The organism is Bacillus sp. MYb56 (assembly GCF_002976445.1).
Taxonomy (GTDB): Bacteria; Bacillota; Bacilli; order Bacillales; family Bacillaceae_G; genus Bacillus_A; species Bacillus_A mycoides.
On the sequence record NZ_PCOH01000009.1, the window covers coordinates 74,278 to 90,408 of the forward strand.

Consider the following 16,131-nt stretch of genomic DNA (forward strand, 5'->3'; position numbering starts at 1 on the left):
AGAGCGAATCGCTCTCTTATTTTTCTTTTATTCTATTATATCAGCAATTTTTTCCATTCCTCCGGCCACGGTTCGCCTCTTCCAGTTTTTTTCGATGCTTGCACCATCATACCGCGTCCAACTAAACAAACTTCTCCTTCTGCATTTTTGACCATATAGTGTAAATCTAAAGAAGAATTCCCAACCGTCTCTGCCTTTACATATACCTTCAACTGTTCATCAAAATAAATTTGCTTAATGAAATTACATTGTAAATCTGCAACAACGATCATCGTTTCTGATGATTCATGTGTCCATTCTTGCATAAATCCAAGTTCTTTAAATAATGCGATACGAGCTTCTTCAAAATATGTAAAAGCAACGACATTATTTACATGTCCAAACATATCTACTTCACCAAAACGAACTTTGACAGGATTATAAAATGAAAAACCACTTTCCCATTGCTCAAAGTCTTCAATATAAGAAATTCTCTTCATCGTTCCCTCTCCTTTTCACCCTTAAAATAAACAGAATAAACAGAAAAATAAACTTATAAACATTGCCTCTTCAACAAGAAGAGGCAATGTTTATTAATAGTTATTGTCGCTACCAAAGAAATCTTTGAACGATTGAATTGTTGTATCACGGTTTAATGCTGCAATTGAAGTTGTTAATGGAATACCTTTCGGACATGATTGCACACAGTTTTGAGAGTTACCACAGTTTGCAAGTCCTCCATCACCCATAATTGCACGTAAGCGATCTGCTTTATGCATTTCACCAGTTGGATGCGAGTTAAATAAACGCGCTTGTGAAAGCGGTGCTGGTCCAATAAAGTCAGACTTACTGTTTACGTTCGGACATGACTCTAAGCAAACACCACATGTCATACATTTCGAAAGTTCATATGCCCATTGACGCTTTTTCTCTGGCATTCTTGGACCTGGCCCTAGGTCGTACGTACCGTCGATTGGAATCCAAGCTTTAACCCGTTTTAACGCGTTAAACATACGGCTACGGTCAACTTGTAAATCACGTACAATCGGGAATGTCTTCATCGGCTTTAAGCGAATTGGTTGCTCTAACTGGTCAATAAGAGCTGTACATGATTGACGTGGTTTTCCGTTAATCACCATCGAACAAGCACCACATACTTCTTCTAAACAGTTCATATCCCATGCAATCGGAGTCGTCTGGTTTCCTTTTGAATCAACAGGATTACGACGAATTTCCATCAGTGCCGAAATAATGTTCATATTTGGACGATATGGAATTTCAAACTCTTGATCAAACTCTTGTGCATCTGGTCCATCTTGTCTCGTAATGATGAGGCGGATTGTTTTCTCAGACATGTTGCTTATCCCCCTTCTCTTCACCCTTAGCAGCTACATCATGTTTTGAGGAATAGTCACGTTTACGTGGTTTAATTAATGAAACATCCACTTCTTCGTAATGGAATGCTGGTGCCTTTCCTTCTCCCTCAAATTTCGCCATCGTAGTTTTTAAGAAGTTTGCATCATCACGATTTGGGAATTCTGGTTTGTAATGCGCTCCGCGGCTTTCATTACGGTTATATGCGCCAATTGTAATAACACGTGCTAACTCGAACATATTTGCAAGTTGGCGTGTAAATGAAGCACCCTGGTTACTCCATCTTGCTGTATCGTTAATGTTAATGTGTTTGTAACGCGCCATTAACTCTTCAATTTTCGCATCAGTTTCTAGTAACTTTTTATTTTCACGAACTACTGTAACGTTATCTGTCATCCATTCTCCAAGCTCTTTATGAAGAACATATGCATTTTCGTTACCATCAAGCATTAAAATATTGTTAAATTTCTCTGTTTCGATTAATTCATTTTGCTCATATACAGTAGATGAAACAGCATCAGATGATTTAGAAAGACCTTTCATATACTCAATTGCGTTCGGTCCTGCTACCATACCACCGTAAATTGCTGATAATAATGAGTTCGCACCAAGGCGGTTACCACCGTGCATAGAATAATCACACTCACCCGCTGCAAATAAACCTGGAATACTTGTCATTTGCTTATAATCAACCCATAATCCGCCCATTGAATAGTGAACTGCTGGGAAGATTTTCATTGGTAGTTTACGAGGATCATCACCTGTAAATTTCTCATAGATTTCAATAATTCCACCAAGTTTAATATCTAGTTCTTTCGGATCTTTATGAGAAAGATCTAAGTACACCATGTTTTCACCGTTAATACCTAGTTTTTGCTCTACGCAAACATCAAAGATTTCACGCGTTGCAATATCACGAGGTACAAGGTTTCCGTAAGCTGGATATTTTTCTTCTAAGAAGTACCATGGCTTACCATCTTTATACGTCCAAACACGTCCACCTTCACCACGTGCAGATTCACTCATAAGACGTAACTTATCGTCTCCAGGAATTGCCGTTGGATGAATTTGAATGAACTCACCGTTCGCATAATATGCACCTTGTTGATATACAGCAGACGCTGCTGTACCTGTATTAATAATAGAGTTTGTTGATTTTCCAAAGATGATACCAGGGCCCCCTGTTGCCATAATCACGGCATCAGCTTGGAAACTTTTTATCTCCATAGTTTGTAAGTCTTGCGCGACGATTCCTCGGCACACACCTTCATCATCTACAACAGCTCGTAAGAAATCCCAACCTTCATATTTCGTTACAAGTCCTGCTACTTCATGACGACGTACTTGCTCATCTAATGCATATAGTAATTGTTGACCAGTTGTTGCGCCAGCAAATGCTGTACGGTGATGTTGTGTTCCACCGAAACGACGGAAATCCAGAAGTCCTTCTTCCGTACGGTTGAACATAACACCCATGCGATCCATTAAATGAATAATACCAGGTGCTGCATCACACATCGCTTTAACTGGTGGTTGGTTCGCTAAGAAGTCCCCACCATAAATTGTATCGTCAAAGTGGATCCATGGAGAATCCCCTTCACCTTTTGTATTTACGGCACCGTTAATTCCACCTTGGGCACATACAGAATGTGAACGTTTTACTGGTACTAAAGAAAATAGTTCAACATTTACTCCTGCTTCTGCCGCTTTAATCGTTGCCATTAAGCCGGCCAAGCCACCGCCGACTACTATAAGTTTCCCTTTCATGCTCTCCCACTCCTTACTGGTTTGCTAGCTGTGGATCGATGAACGCTAATAATGCACTCACACCTACATAAGATAGACCTAAGAAAATAGCTAATGTTACATAAGTAGAGATTCTTTGTGAACGTGGAGATACTGTAATTCCCCAGCTTATACAGAATGTCCATAGTCCATTTGCAAAGTGGAAAATTGTTGAAACAACACCAACTAAATAGAAACCAAACATAAATGGGTTGTTTAAAATATCTGCCATCATATCATAGTTTACCTCTTTACCTAACAATGCTTGAATACGAGTTTCCCAGACGTGCCAAGAAATGAAGATCAGCGTAACGATACCTGAAATTCGTTGGAAGACGAACATCCAGTTACGGAAATAGCCGTAAGATACCGCATTGTTCTTAGCTGTAAATGCAATATATAAGCCATATATAGCATGGTACAGTATAGGTAAAAAGATGATGAAAATTTCTAGCGCATACCGGAATGGAAGGAGCTCCATAAAGCCTGCAGCTTTGTTAAAAGCCTCTGCTCCCCTTGTTGCAAAGTTGTTTACAATTAAATGTTGCGTCAAAAAGACACCAACCGGAATGACCCCCATTAATGAGTGCCACTTACGAAACGTATACTCGCGGCCTTTCATGTCCCCATTACCCCCTTGAATGTTTGACTGCTGTTTTCAGATTAATTTACAACAATAATGTTTTTTCACTATTGGCATAAGAAAAACTGAAAAAATTATTCAAAATATTTCAGCATAATTTGATAACAAGTTCATTTTACCCCTATTTTTGTCGAAGCGTCAAGAAAACGTATACATAATTTGTACATAATTTGCATATAATTTGCCAATTCTTTTTTTTTCTTATATATTCAGATTTCCCCAAAGAAAAATCTATTTTTATAAATGAAAAATGTTATATAATAATCCCTATAGAAAGAGGGGAATATTGTGAGCAAAAATACAATCGATATAACATCTTTAGAAGATGTTTCATTGAACGCCTTCGCTTATGAATTGCTACGTGAAGAATTACTACCTGATTTAATTGGTAACGATTTAGATGGTATTTTATACTGGGCCGGTAGAAACCTTGCGAGAAAATATCCGCTAGAAACAATTGAAGAAGTCATTCAGTTTTTTGAAAAAGCTGGTTGGGGCACTTTAAGCATCATTGAACATAAACGTCGTGAAATGCAGTTTCAACTTAAAGGTACACTTATTACTGAGCGTCAAAAACAAAAAAGACATTCATCTTATCAATTAGAAGCTGGATTTATCGCCGAGCAAATTCAAAGACAAAGAAACGTCGTTGCAGAGTCCTATGAGGAACAGAAAAAGCGTTCAGACTCTATTACATTTCTTGTTAAATGGGATATAAAAGATCTCATTGAAGTGTAGCATCTACTTACAGTCAACTAGACATATAAGTTTAGTTGACTTTTTTGTATATTCATTCAGATGAGTTTATTTTAAATCTTCAGAAATTATACCAAAAAACAGAAGACGTTGTAAACTACAACGTCTTCTTATCTGTTAAATAAGTATATATCATCTCTGCAACATTTTTCGGCATACCTGCTTCGACAAATTCAGCTATGGAAGCTTCTTTCATCTTTTTTAACGAGCCAAAATGTTTTAACAATACCTTTTTTCGTTTATCGCCGATTCCTGGAATATCATCCAATGCTGATTGAATGACCGATTTCCCGTGCAACTGGCGATGGAATGTAATTGCAAATCTATGCACTTCATCTTGAATGCGTTGCAATAAATAAAATTCTTGGCTATTCCTCTCAAGCATCACAGGTTCAGGTGGATCTCCAATAATTAAATGGGAGGTTTTATGTTTGTCATCTTTTACAAGCCCTGCCATCGGAATATATAAACCGAGTTCGTTCTCCAGAACATCACTTGTAGCGGCCAGATGGCCTTTTCCACCATCAATAATGATTAAATCTGGTAAAGGTAAATTCTCTTTAAGCGCCCTCGTATAACGGCGTCTTACAACTTCCCTCATAGATTCGTAATCATCAGGACCTTGAACCGTTTTAATTTTATATTTCCGATATTCTTTCTTTGCTGGTTTCCCATCGATAAAAGCAATCATTACGGAAACGGGATTTGTCCCTTGAATATTCGAGTTATCAAACGCTTCAATACGATATGGGGTTTCAATGCCCAGCTGCTTCCCTAAATTATCGATGGCTTTAACCGTCCGCTCTTCATCACGTTCAATTAAGTGAAATTTCTCTTCTAGTGCAATTTTTGCGTTTTTATTTGCTAATTCTACAAGGTCTTTTTTCTTCCCACGCTTCGGCTGTGTCGCTTCAACTTCTAAAAAGCGCTCTACTAATTCTGAATCTATACTTCCTGGAACAACAATTTCCTTCGGCTTGAAATGACTACTGTTTTCATAAAATTGACCGATAAAAGTTAAAAATCCCTCTTCTGGTTCATCATAAATCGGGAACATAGAAACATCACGTTCAATTAGCTTTCCTTTTCGAACGAAGAAAACTTGAACACACATCCACCCTTTATCAACTGCATATCCAAACACATCACGATCCACTAAATCACTCATAATCATCTTTTGCTTTTCCATAATTGCATCAATATGAGCAATTTGATCTCGCAACTCTTTCGCCCGTTCAAATTCTAGCTTTTCTGAAGCCTCATACATCTTCGTTTCTAATTCTGAACGAATTTCTTTATGCCCACCGTTTAAGAATTTAATAATTTCATCAACAATTTCTTTGTTTTGCTCATCCGTTACTTCTTTCACACAAGGTGCTAAACATTGACCCATATGATAATACAAGCAAACTTTATCTGGCATATTTGAACATTTACGAAGTGGATACATACGATCTAATAATTTCTTTGTTTCATGTGCCGATTGCGCATTTGGATAAGGCCCAAAGTACTTTCCTTTATCCTTTTTTACATTTCGCGTAATGAGTAAGCGCGGCTGTTTTTCAGCTGTAATTTTAATGAAAGGATATGTTTTATCATCTTTTAATTGAATATTATATTTTGGATCATATTTTTTTATTAAATTTAACTCTAAAATAAGAGCCTCCAAATTTGAGGAAGTCACAATATATTCAAAATCAACAATTTCTCCAACAAGCCGAAGTGTTTTCCCATCATGCGAACCAGTAAAGTACGAGCGCACACGATTTTTGAGTACCTTTGCTTTTCCGACATATATAACCGTTCCCTGCTTATCCTTCATTAAATAACAACCAGGTTGATCGGGCAAAATTGCTAACTTCTCTTTTAAATGCTCGTGCACTCGTCTCCCTCCATTTCTACATGCTTATGCTTATGCTTATCATTTTTATTTTCACATAAAAACATACTATGCCAAAACACCCAACATACGTTCTTTTATTGTAACGGAAAGGTTGTAAAAAAGAAAATAAAAAAGCTACCAAATGGTAGCTTCTTTATTTTAGAAGTGTTTAGAAACTAATTCTACTAACGCTTCTTTCGGTTTATATCCTAACGCTTGATCAACTACTTTACCGTCTTTTAATACGAAAAGAGCTGGAATGCTCATTACTTCGAATTGACGAGCAGTTTCTTGGTTTTCATCAACGTCCACTTTTACTACTTTTACTTTCTCGCCTAACTCTGAATCGATTTCCTCTAATACAGGAGCGATCATTTTACAAGGTCCGCACCAAGGCGCCCAGAAATCTAATAGTACAACACCTTCGCTAGTTTCAGCTGCGAAGCTTTGGTCATTTGCATTTATAATTGCCATTTTATTTCCTCCTTCAAGTATATTCTACCAAGAGTATATCATTAACTTTTATACGTGGCGAATATTATGTATCGTTATGTATTGTAACAAAAAAATGTTCCTTTATACTATATAAAAATATGGATGAAATACTAAAAAGATGAGAGACAGGGGATCTCTCACCTTTTTCTATATATAGGGGTACTTCACTTGGAACTCAAGGGTACTCAAATCATGAATGTACTTTTAACTTTTTAAACTCTTCTGTTAAAAGAGGTAATACTTCAAACAGATCACCGACAATACCATAGTCAGCTACTTTGAAGATACTAGCTTCTGGATCTTTATTAATCGCAACAATTATTTTTGAATTAGACATACCAGCTAAATGCTGAATCGCACCAGAAATCCCGCATGCAATGTATAGGTCTGGTGTAACAACTTTACCTGTTTGACCAATTTGTAATGAATAATCACAGTACTCAGCATCACAAGCACCACGAGATGCTCCAACAGCGCCGCCTAGTACGTCAGCTAATTCTTTTAACGGTTTAAATCCTTCTTCACTCTTCACACCACGTCCACCAGCTATAATAACTTTCGCTTCAGAAAGATCAACACCTTCTGCAGTTTTACGGACAACATCTTGAATGATTGTACGTAAATCTTTCACATCAACTGCAATAGAAGACACGTCAGCTGTGCGAGACTCGTCTTTTTCAAGAGTTGCAATATTATTTGGACGCACTGTCGCAAATAATATACCATCTGTTACAATCTTCTTCTCAAATGCTTTACCAGAGTAAATCGGACGAGTGAAGATAACATTTCCACCTTCAACTTCTAAAGCCGTTACGTCAGAAATTAAACCAGCTTCTAATTTCGCTGCTAATTTTGGTGATAAATCTTTACCAAGTGCCGTATGTCCAAATACAATGCCTTCTGGCTTTTCTTCAGCATATACAGCTAAAAACGCTTGTGCATATCCATCAGATGTATATGATTTTAATTTATCATTTTCAACTGTCACAACGCGATCTGCACCGTAATGAATCAATTCATTTGCAAAAGAGGCAACGCTGTCTCCAACTAGAAGACCTACCACTTCACCGCCTTCTGCAATTGTTTTTGCTGCTGCTACCGCTTCAAACGAAACGTTACGTAGCGATCCATCACGAACTTCACCCATTACTAATACTTTACGAGCCATAGATTTTCCCTCCTGCATATATAATTTCGTATTTTATTAGATTACTTTCGCTTCTGTATGGAGCAACGATACAAGTTCTTTTACTTGATCTTGCAGCTCGCCTTGTAACACTTTTCCTGCATCTTTCTTAGGAGGCAAATAGATTTCAATTGTTTTTGTTTTTGCTTCCACATCATCTTCTTCTAAATCTAAATCATCTAATTCTACTTCTTCTAGTGGCTTCTTCTTCGCTTTCATAATACCTGGAAGTGATGGATAACGCGGTTCATTTAAACCTTGTTGCGCTGTTACTAGAAGAGGTAATGATGATTCAATTACTTCTGTATCCCCTTCAACATCACGCTCAATCTTCACATTTGTACCATCAATTTCAAGCTTCGTAATCGTCGTTACGTATGGGATATTTAACGCTTCAGCTACTCGTGGACCAACTTGTCCAGATGCACCGTCAATCGCAACGTTCCCGCCTAAAATTAAATCGATTTCTTTATCTTTTAAATATTCAGCGAGCACTTTTGCTGTTGTAAATTGGTCACCATTCTCAACATCATCTTCAATGTTAATTAGTACCGCTTTATCGCAGCCCATCGCTAATGCTGTGCGAAGTTCTTTTTCACTATCCTCGCCACCAACTGTTATAACAGTAACTTCTCCACCTTGTGCATCTCTTACTTGAATCGCTTCTTCAATCGCATATTCATCGTAAGGGTTGATGATGAATTCCGCTTCGCCATCGTAAATTGCACCGTTTTTAATTACGATTTTTTCTTCTGTGTCAAATGTTCGTTTCATGAGTACGTAGATGTTCATTCCATTTACCCCCTTATTTTTCAGAAAGATTCTATCAATTTTAAAATTCTGTTAATTTTTATTAAAAAAATAATTGGACTACCTACCACTAAATGTAGGCTTACGTTTTTCTAAAAACGCTGCTACGCCTTCTCTTCCATCTTCACTCGTAAATACTTCACCAAAAATCTGTGATTCACGCTGTACACCTTCATAATAATGAGACGATTTTGTCGTTTGTAATAACTCTAGCACAGCACGAGTTGTTGCTGGGCTTTTTCCAGCAATCTGTTTTGCAATTTTAAGCGTATCTTCTAAAATGGATTCTTCAGAAAACACTCCGTTAACAAGTCCCCATTGTAATGCTTCTGCACCAGTAATTGGTGTACTTGTTAACATCATTTCACAAGCTTTCGCTTTACCAACATAACGTGGTAAGCGCTGTGTACCTGCAAAACCAGGGATTAATCCAAGTGTTAATTCAGGTAAACCAAGCTTTGTACTTTCAGTTACAAAGCGCATGTGGCAAGACATAGCAAACTCAAGGCCGCCGCCAAGTGCCGCTCCATGAATTGCCGCAATAACTGGTTTTGAGCATTTTTCAACACGCTCAAACGTAACTTGTCCAAGCTGTGCTAACTCTGTTGCTTCCTTCGCTTCAGTAACAGATGTAAATTCTTTAATATCTGCCCCTGCTGAGAAGAAGCGTCCTTCACCATGTAAAACAACAACACGAATGTTATCATCCTTTTCCACTTGATCGATTAATTCAGTAACGTCATGCATAACTTGTGAAGACATCGCATTAGCTGGCGCATGATTTAACGTCGCCACCGCGATATGATCTTCAACTTTTACAGATAGGAATTTCAACATGATCCCTCCCATTATTGACGATAACCACAAGCTGCAATAAGTAGCCCATGTACCGTTTTTGAAAGTGCGACCAGATCATACTTATGATCGCTCATTACCCAATTGGTCACAACTTCATCTACTGTTCCAAAGATCATTTGTCTTGCCACGCGAACGTTTAAATCCGCCTGAAATTCACCTTGCTTTATACCTGTCTCTAAAATCTCATCCATAACTTGTAAGTAGCCTTTTAATACTTCATTTATTTTAAGGCGCAAGTCTTGATTGGACTGCCTTAGCTCTAATTGCGTAACGATAGCAAGAGGATCATTTTGTGACAACAGCAAGAAGTGCGTTTCTACCAACATGAATAACTTCGCTACAGCGCTTTCAATTCCTGCTATTTTTTGACGAATTGTTTCAACAAATTCTCCCATCTTCTCTTGGAATAAGGATATTAATATATCTTCTTTATTTTTAAAATATAAATAAATCGTGCCATCAGCTACCCCAGCTTGCTTTGCAATTTTAGAAACTTGCGCTTGATGGTATCCATTCTCCGCAATCACAATGACTGCAGCATCAATAATCTGATTGTATTTCGGTCTATTTTTCTTCACTTTACTGTCCCCTTCAAGAAGATGACTGAATGAATAGTCATTCATATTCTTATAATACTGACTATTTAGAAAAGTGTCAATCCTATTTTTTCAAAAAGAAAGGGCCTTAGCCCGTTTGCTCATCCTCATTCTTTCTCTTCTCTTCATCTATTAGGACACGACGTAAAATTTTTCCGACTGTCGTCTTCGGCAACTCACTTCTAAACTCATATACCTTCGGAACTTTGTAAGCTGCTAAATATTTACGTGCAAACTGATCTAATTCTTCTTCAGAACTCTCAGCGCCTTCTTTCAAAACAACAAACGCTTTTACAGTTTCCCCTCGATACGGATCAGGAACACCGATTGTTACCACTTCTTGCACCTTTTCGTGTTCATATAACACTTCTTCTACTTCACGAGGATATACGTTAAAGCCACTAGCAACGATCATATCTTTCTTACGATCTTTCACATAGAAAAAGCCATCCTCATCCATGTATCCTACATCACCTGTATGGAGCCAGCCATCTTGCAGTACAGCTGCCGTTTCTTCTGGCTTATTCCAATACCCTTTCATAATTTGTGGGCCCTTTACAACAATTTCACCAATTTCACCTGGAGGTAATGACTCTCCTGTTTCAAGTGACATGATGATTGCCTCTGTATCCGGCCACGGTACCCCAATACTTCCCGGCACACGCTTTTCCCACAAAAAATTCCCATGTGTAACTGGTGATGACTCCGTTAATCCATAACCCTCTACTAATTTACCACCTGTAACTCTCTCAAACTCCTCCTGCACTTCTACAGGAAGCGGCGCAGAACCACTAATACAAGCCTGAATTGAAGAAATATCATATTCTTTTAAAAGGGGACTATTTAATAGAGCAATATAAATGGTTGGTGCTCCTGGAAATAGTGTAACTTTATGTTTCTTAATTGCTTCAAAAACCATTTTCATATCAAACTTCGGAATAAGCACCATTTTATATCCTTGCATAATACTTAAATTCATTACAGCTGTCATCCCGTACACATGAAAAAACGGAAGAACACCAAGAATTACCTCTTCTCCTTCTTTACAATTATATAACCAATGCGCTCCCATTAAAGTGTTCGAAACGAGGTTTTTATGCGTTAACATAACCCCTTTTGGAAACCCTGTCGTTCCCCCTGTATACTGCAAAAGGGCTAGATCATTTTCAGGATCACATGGAACTTCAACATCAGCATTACTTTCTCTTTCTACCGATTTCCAAAGATGAATCGTTTCGCTTTCCGACACATTCACAACAAGATTTGCCTGCTTTTTTTGTACAAATGGATAAAGTAAATTTTTAGGGAATGGTAAAAAATCTGCAATACGGGTTACGATAATATGCTCAAGCTTTGTTGCAGTTTGAACATTAGTAACTCTCGGAAACACTAAATCCAGGCAAAGAATAGCTTTTGCCCCTGAGTCATGAAGTTGGTACTCAAGCTCTCTTTCTGTATAAAGAGGATTCGTTTGTACAACAATCCCCCCCGCAAGCAAAGTACCATAATAACCAATTACAGATTGCGGACAATTCGGTAACATAATCGCAACTCTATCGCCTTTTTCAATACCAAGCCTTTGAAGGTAATTCGCAAATTTCTTTACCTTGTCATGGAAATCTGAAAATGTAACATCTTTACCTAAAAAGTGAAGCGCTTTCTTTTCTGGATAACGAGCAGCCATTTTCTCTAAATATCCATGAAGTGGCTGAATATCATATGAAATCGTACCTGGGATTTCCTCTGGATAACTCTGCAACCAAGGTTTTTCCACTCTCATTCCCCCTTCCAATACTTGTGAAAATAAATGAATGTTCATTCATGATGGTTGTTTTCATTATATTATAGTCGTAACATCGTTACAATCATAATATTCTGACTTTTTATAACTATGCTTTACTTCCTTAACTTCTTATTATATGTAGAAACTCTCCTAATTTTAAAAGAATAAGAGAGTTCACGTTACTTAGCTTAATCTTATAATCGTTAAAACTGCACCAGGTGTAGTCGTTGATAATGTGGCAACAGCTAACAATCCAAACAACTGCAAACTAATTGCACTCCCCGCTGCAAGAGTCGTAATAATTGTTGCACTAAATGATGTCGTTGCTAATGCAGGGGAATTGATAGTTCCAGCAAGCGGTGCACCATTAATTGTAATTCGCGAACTAACTAATAATGAAGCCGTTATATTAATTGTATATGAAATATAATAATTCCCCGCATTTGCGGCCGTAAATACTGTGTTCCCCCCCGATACTGTAATTCCTGGACCGATATTTTGATTATTTGGAAGTGGGACATTTGTTCCACCAAGAAGCACTGATATTGCCGCTCCTGATGTATTATTCGCAAATGCATACGTCGCAGTTATACTTGTACCTGTTACTCCCGTCGCTCCTGTTTCACCCGTTGCTCCTGTTGCTCCTGTTGCTCCTGTTGGGCCTGTTGGACCTGTTGGACCTGTCGCTCCTGTTGCTCCCGTTGAACCTGTCGCTCCCGTTGGACCCGTTGCTCCCGTTATTCCCGTTGCTCCTGTTGCTCCCGTTGCTCCCGTTGCTCCCGTTGCTCCTGTTGCTCCCGTTGAACCTGTCGCTCCCGTTGGACCCGTTGCTCCCGTTGCTCCCGTTATTCCCGTTGCTCCCGTTGCTCCCGTTGCTCCTGTTGCTCCCGTTGCTCCTGTTGCTCCCGTTGCTCCTGTTGCTCCTGTTGCTCCCGTTGCTCCTGTTGCTCCCGTTGCTCCCGTTGCTCCCGTTGCTCCCGTTGCTCCTGTTGCTCCCGTTGAACCTGTCGCTCCCGTTGGACCCGTTGCTCCCGTTGCTCCCGTTATTCCCGTTGCTCCCGTTGCTCCCGTTGCTCCTGTTGCTCCCGTTGCTCCTGTTGCTCCCGTTGCTCCTGTTGCTCCCGTTGAACCCGTTGCTCCTGTTGCTCCCGTTGCTCCCGTTGAACCTGTCGCTCCCGTTGGACCCGTTGCTCCTGTTGCTCCTGTTGCTCCCGTTGCTCCCGTTGCTCCCGTTGCTCCCGTTGCTCCCGTTGGACCTGTTGGACCTGTTGGACCGAGCTTAGGAACTGTCCCATCGCAACTAAAACAGCACGAATCAACATGTAAACCATTTTGATTATTACATCCACAATATCCATTTGCATTATTACTCCATAAAGACATGTTGACCCTCCTTCGTGTTCGATCTTTTAAGTAAGCCCACTAATTAAAAATATCTTTCTAATAAAAATCAGTTTTTATTTTCCTTATCAACTACCCGCTCTGGAACAAACCTTTTATAAACAAAGTTTTTTTCCTTACATTCTAATAAATATTACATGCAATACGCTCTCCTTTCGCTTGTACTTTCGCCTTCCTCATTAAAGGAATTTCAGCTCCTTCAACCTTGATACACGTATATATTTTAATACAATATATTAAAATCCGTATAAATCGTTATTGTTTCGTCAAAATTCCCAAAAAATATTAACACTTAAAATACCCTCATATTTTGTTAAATTAACATTTTTTCCTTCTACATATATTTTTTGCTGAAACTCTTGTAATTGATAGACCTTATTACTTTTTCGTTTATAATCAATGGCTTTAAATTTCGCAACAGATATAAGCCAATTTCTAAACTTCCCACGATTTTTATCATAACTATTAATGTTGTACCAAACGATTAATAAAATATCGTCAACACATTCATCCACTAGCACCTTACTATGTGCCGTATCTAAAACACTATGAACCACCTTATAAATTAAATCTCCATATTGATCAATGACTGTATGTAACGCTAACATTTCTTGTTTTCGAAGACCTTCTACTATTTCTATATCCTTCACCCTTATCACCACTCTTTACTCTATTCTTTATTCATTACATATACGAATGAAAAGATCGATTTTCTGACACTTTTACAAATATTTTCTAATTATTTTTATATCGTATCAATATATATTGAATTTTTTCTATAAAAAGGGAATGAATTAAGTATCTCGAATTTAATCTATGAACATAAGTAGGGGGGATAACAATAATGTACCAAACCATTGAAGGTTTTCTACAATCATGGACATACGAAGCTGAGTCTACTCAGAAGATGCTCGATGCATTAACCGATGAATCTTTATCACAAGAAATTGCACCTGGGCACTGGACGTTAGGCAGAGTTGCTTGGCATATCGTGACTGCAATTCCTGTTATGCTATCTGGAACAGGGCTTCAGTTTGAAGGAGAAACGAAAGATTATCCTGTACCAACTTCAGCAAAAACAATTGCAGATGGGTATCGCAAAGTGAATACGGCTTTTATTGAAGCACTTCAAAGTGAGTGGACTGATAAAGACTTAGCTACTATTAATAACTTCTTTGGTCGTCCTATGCCGAATTCTATATTTTTAATGACACTCATCAATCATCAAAATCACCACCGCGGACAGATGACTGTTTTAATGCGTCAAGCTGGCTTAACAGTCCCTGGCGTTTATGGTCCTGCAAAAGAAGAATGGGCTGCTACTGGAATGGAAGCTCCCCAAATGTAACGACAGAAAAAGACAAGGTGTTTATGCACCTTGTCTTTTTCTGTAACTTGTTTCATGTGAAACTATTTTCTACTAAATGGTATTTTATGAGAAAATACGTTAAGATAAATTCATATTAATTGGAGGGAACTAAATTGAATACAAAAAACAAAAAAATAACAATAAGAACTCTCTTACTAACTTCTATCATTGGAGTTATCGGTGTATCTCTTTATTTCACAAGTTATGGTACCCCTTGGGGAAAACAAACAGCAGTTACGGAATCAAAAGAATATATTACAAAATACTTTAATCTAGATGCAGAAGTCAAAAATACTTCTTACGATGCTAAAATGAATAGCTATGCAATCGCCTTTGAAACAATTGAAGATGGAGAGTTTACTATCGAATATAAAGGTCCTAATAACTTTAACATTTCTCCAGGAGTGCAAGAGTATTTAAGCAAACACTATAAATTTACAGAGTAGTAACGAAGCATACATATACAAAAAAGAGTTGGTATAACGCCAACTCTTTTTTACGTATTCTTGTCATACTGTTATATCTTCCTTCTCTATATTTTTAATTCCGTAATATGCAATCGCAACTCCAATCGCTGCAAATGTGAATTGAAGAGGAAGAAACGTCGCTATAGGAAATATGGACGGGTTATTAATTGCGATTAATACAACGATAATAGAAGAAACGATTGTAGCTGGCACAGAACGTTTACGCATCCCGAAATATAGAGGAATTAAGCTTATTCCTGCCGTGGCAATGGCTAAAGGAATAAGCTTTATCCCTTCTTGAATCAATTGATCTACTGTGAATGAATTAGGAAGAATTGAAAAATAACTATCTATCCCAAAGAAAATTCCTACTACTAAAATGTTCGATAAAATAACTGTTATAAATGTTAATGTCGCTGTAATAGCCAACTTACTAGCCATCATTTTCTTTCGGTTAATTGGATAAGAAAACATGAGTAGTATTGTTTTACTTTTATATTCATCAATTATTAACTTGGCTATTAGTACGCCACCAAAAATAATAAATGTTGCTCTTACTAACGCACTAGCCATCGACAAAATTATCTGCGGATCCCTTATTTTTGGATCCCCTTCTATTTGAGCAACGATACTAACGAAGATTAGTAGTGCCAGTATAACGATATTCGCAATAACCGCTCTCTTCACATACGATCCAAGCTTAAACTTCCTCAATTCTAGCTTCATAAGACGTAGCATGATAGTCCT

General features: G+C 37.9%; 16 protein-coding genes and 1 pseudogene. 3 read left to right on the top strand and 14 right to left on the bottom strand.

The genetic code is table 11. The features are described 5' to 3' along the window. Window positions 1-35: 35 nt before the first annotated feature. From CQ058_RS13355 to sdhC, 4 genes are all read right to left on the bottom strand, one after another. On the bottom strand, window positions 36-479 hold the full coding sequence (locus CQ058_RS13355; RefSeq protein ID WP_002190806.1) for an acyl-CoA thioesterase: 444 nt from the start codon (window positions 477-479) through the stop codon (window positions 36-38). A gap of 93 nt (window positions 480-572) precedes the next feature. Beyond that, window positions 573-1,334, bottom strand: a complete 762-nt coding sequence (gene sdhB / locus CQ058_RS13360; protein ID WP_002088861.1) for a succinate dehydrogenase iron-sulfur subunit — start codon at window positions 1,332-1,334, stop codon at window positions 573-575. Beyond that, complete coding sequence (gene sdhA / locus CQ058_RS13365; protein WP_002190809.1) at window positions 1,327-3,120, bottom strand: succinate dehydrogenase flavoprotein subunit; 1,794 nt, start codon at window positions 3,118-3,120, stop codon at window positions 1,327-1,329. Before sdhA ends, sdhB begins: the two co-directional genes overlap by 8 nt. Before the next feature lie 13 nt (window positions 3,121-3,133). Then, window positions 3,134-3,760 carry a succinate dehydrogenase cytochrome B558 gene (gene sdhC, locus CQ058_RS13370; RefSeq protein WP_002015407.1) on the bottom strand — a complete coding sequence of 209 codons (627 nt, stop codon included), beginning with the start codon at window positions 3,758-3,760 and terminating at the stop codon, window positions 3,134-3,136. 309 nt (window positions 3,761-4,069) lie between these two features. Between sdhC and CQ058_RS13375 the strand changes: the two genes are divergently transcribed. Further along, on the top strand, window positions 4,070-4,519 hold the full coding sequence (locus tag CQ058_RS13375) for a YslB family protein (protein WP_002015405.1): 450 nt from the start codon (window positions 4,070-4,072) through the stop codon (window positions 4,517-4,519). A gap of 115 nt (window positions 4,520-4,634) precedes the next feature. Here the strand turns inward: CQ058_RS13375 and uvrC are convergent, their stop codons facing one another. From uvrC to CQ058_RS13420, 9 genes and pseudogenes are all read right to left on the bottom strand, one after another. Beyond that, window positions 4,635-6,419, bottom strand: a complete 1,785-nt coding sequence (gene uvrC, locus CQ058_RS13380) for an excinuclease ABC subunit C (RefSeq protein ID WP_105589759.1) — start codon at window positions 6,417-6,419, stop codon at window positions 4,635-4,637. A 159-nt stretch (window positions 6,420-6,578) separates the two neighbouring features. Continuing rightward, window positions 6,579-6,893: a thioredoxin gene (trxA, locus tag CQ058_RS13385; protein ID WP_000974757.1), complete on the bottom strand. Its 315-nt coding sequence runs from the start codon at window positions 6,891-6,893 to the stop codon at window positions 6,579-6,581. A 211-nt stretch (window positions 6,894-7,104) separates the two neighbouring features. Beyond that, window positions 7,105-8,082: an electron transfer flavoprotein subunit alpha gene (gene etfA, locus CQ058_RS13390; RefSeq protein WP_002190811.1), complete on the bottom strand. Its 978-nt coding sequence runs from the start codon at window positions 8,080-8,082 to the stop codon at window positions 7,105-7,107. Window positions 8,083-8,118: 36 nt separating this feature from the next. Further along, the gene (etfB, locus tag CQ058_RS13395) at window positions 8,119-8,892 is read right to left on the bottom strand and encodes an electron transfer flavoprotein subunit beta (protein ID WP_002088867.1); all 774 of its coding nucleotides are present in this window, start codon (window positions 8,890-8,892) and stop codon (window positions 8,119-8,121) included. A 78-nt stretch (window positions 8,893-8,970) separates the two neighbouring features. Further along, window positions 8,971-9,747, bottom strand: a complete 777-nt coding sequence (locus tag CQ058_RS13400) for an enoyl-CoA hydratase (RefSeq protein WP_002192441.1) — start codon at window positions 9,745-9,747, stop codon at window positions 8,971-8,973. Window positions 9,748-9,758: 11 nt separating this feature from the next. Continuing rightward, window positions 9,759-10,346, bottom strand: coding sequence for a fatty acid metabolism transcriptional regulator FadR (locus CQ058_RS13405; RefSeq protein WP_012261773.1), 588 nt, complete (start codon window positions 10,344-10,346; stop codon window positions 9,759-9,761). A gap of 106 nt (window positions 10,347-10,452) precedes the next feature. Then, on the bottom strand, window positions 10,453-12,138 hold the full coding sequence (locus CQ058_RS13410) for a long-chain-fatty-acid--CoA ligase (protein WP_142396348.1): 1,686 nt from the start codon (window positions 12,136-12,138) through the stop codon (window positions 10,453-10,455). Between the two features lie 192 nt (window positions 12,139-12,330). Next, on the bottom strand, window positions 12,331-13,530 hold the full coding sequence (locus tag CQ058_RS13415) for a BclA C-terminal domain-containing protein (RefSeq protein WP_105589761.1): 1,200 nt from the start codon (window positions 13,528-13,530) through the stop codon (window positions 12,331-12,333). A 320-nt stretch (window positions 13,531-13,850) separates the two neighbouring features. Continuing rightward, window positions 13,851-14,156, bottom strand: a pseudogene (locus tag CQ058_RS13420) (sigma factor); the annotation flags it as partial. A 236-nt stretch (window positions 14,157-14,392) separates the two neighbouring features. Here CQ058_RS13420 and CQ058_RS13425 point away from each other — a divergent pair. Next, on the top strand, window positions 14,393-14,896 hold the full coding sequence (locus CQ058_RS13425) for a DinB family protein (protein WP_002192435.1): 504 nt from the start codon (window positions 14,393-14,395) through the stop codon (window positions 14,894-14,896). Window positions 14,897-15,030: 134 nt separating this feature from the next. Continuing rightward, window positions 15,031-15,363, top strand: a complete 333-nt coding sequence (locus CQ058_RS13430; RefSeq protein WP_002192434.1) for a YfjL-like protein — start codon at window positions 15,031-15,033, stop codon at window positions 15,361-15,363. Window positions 15,364-15,426: 63 nt separating this feature from the next. Here the strand turns inward: CQ058_RS13430 and CQ058_RS13435 are convergent, their stop codons facing one another. Next, window positions 15,427-16,122 carry an ABC transporter permease gene (locus CQ058_RS13435; protein WP_002192432.1) on the bottom strand — a complete coding sequence of 232 codons (696 nt, stop codon included), beginning with the start codon at window positions 16,120-16,122 and terminating at the stop codon, window positions 15,427-15,429. Window positions 16,123-16,131: the final 9 nt, after the last annotated feature.

Coding starts and splice junctions, on each gene's coding strand:
- CQ058_RS13355 (WP_002190806.1), bottom strand. CDS start 479: ATGAAGAGAATTTCTTATATTGAAGACTTTGAGCAATGGGAAAGTGGT.
- sdhB (WP_002088861.1), bottom strand. CDS start 1,334: ATGTCTGAGAAAACAATCCGCCTCATCATTACGAGACAAGATGGACCA.
- sdhA (WP_002190809.1), bottom strand. CDS start 3,120: ATGAAAGGGAAACTTATAGTAGTCGGCGGTGGCTTGGCCGGCTTAATG.
- sdhC (WP_002015407.1), bottom strand. CDS start 3,760: ATGAAAGGCCGCGAGTATACGTTTCGTAAGTGGCACTCATTAATGGGG.
- trxA (WP_000974757.1), bottom strand. CDS start 6,893: ATGGCAATTATAAATGCAAATGACCAAAGCTTCGCAGCTGAAACTAGC.
- etfA (WP_002190811.1), bottom strand. CDS start 8,082: ATGGCTCGTAAAGTATTAGTAATGGGTGAAGTTCGTGATGGATCGCTA.
- etfB (WP_002088867.1), bottom strand. CDS start 8,892: ATGAACATCTACGTACTCATGAAACGAACATTTGACACAGAAGAAAAA.
- CQ058_RS13400 (WP_002192441.1), bottom strand. CDS start 9,747: ATGTTGAAATTCCTATCTGTAAAAGTTGAAGATCATATCGCGGTGGCG.
- CQ058_RS13415 (WP_105589761.1), bottom strand. CDS start 13,530: ATGTCTTTATGGAGTAATAATGCAAATGGATATTGTGGATGTAATAAT.
- CQ058_RS13425 (WP_002192435.1), top strand. CDS start 14,393: ATGTACCAAACCATTGAAGGTTTTCTACAATCATGGACATACGAAGCT.
- CQ058_RS13435 (WP_002192432.1), bottom strand. CDS start 16,122: ATGCTACGTCTTATGAAGCTAGAATTGAGGAAGTTTAAGCTTGGATCG.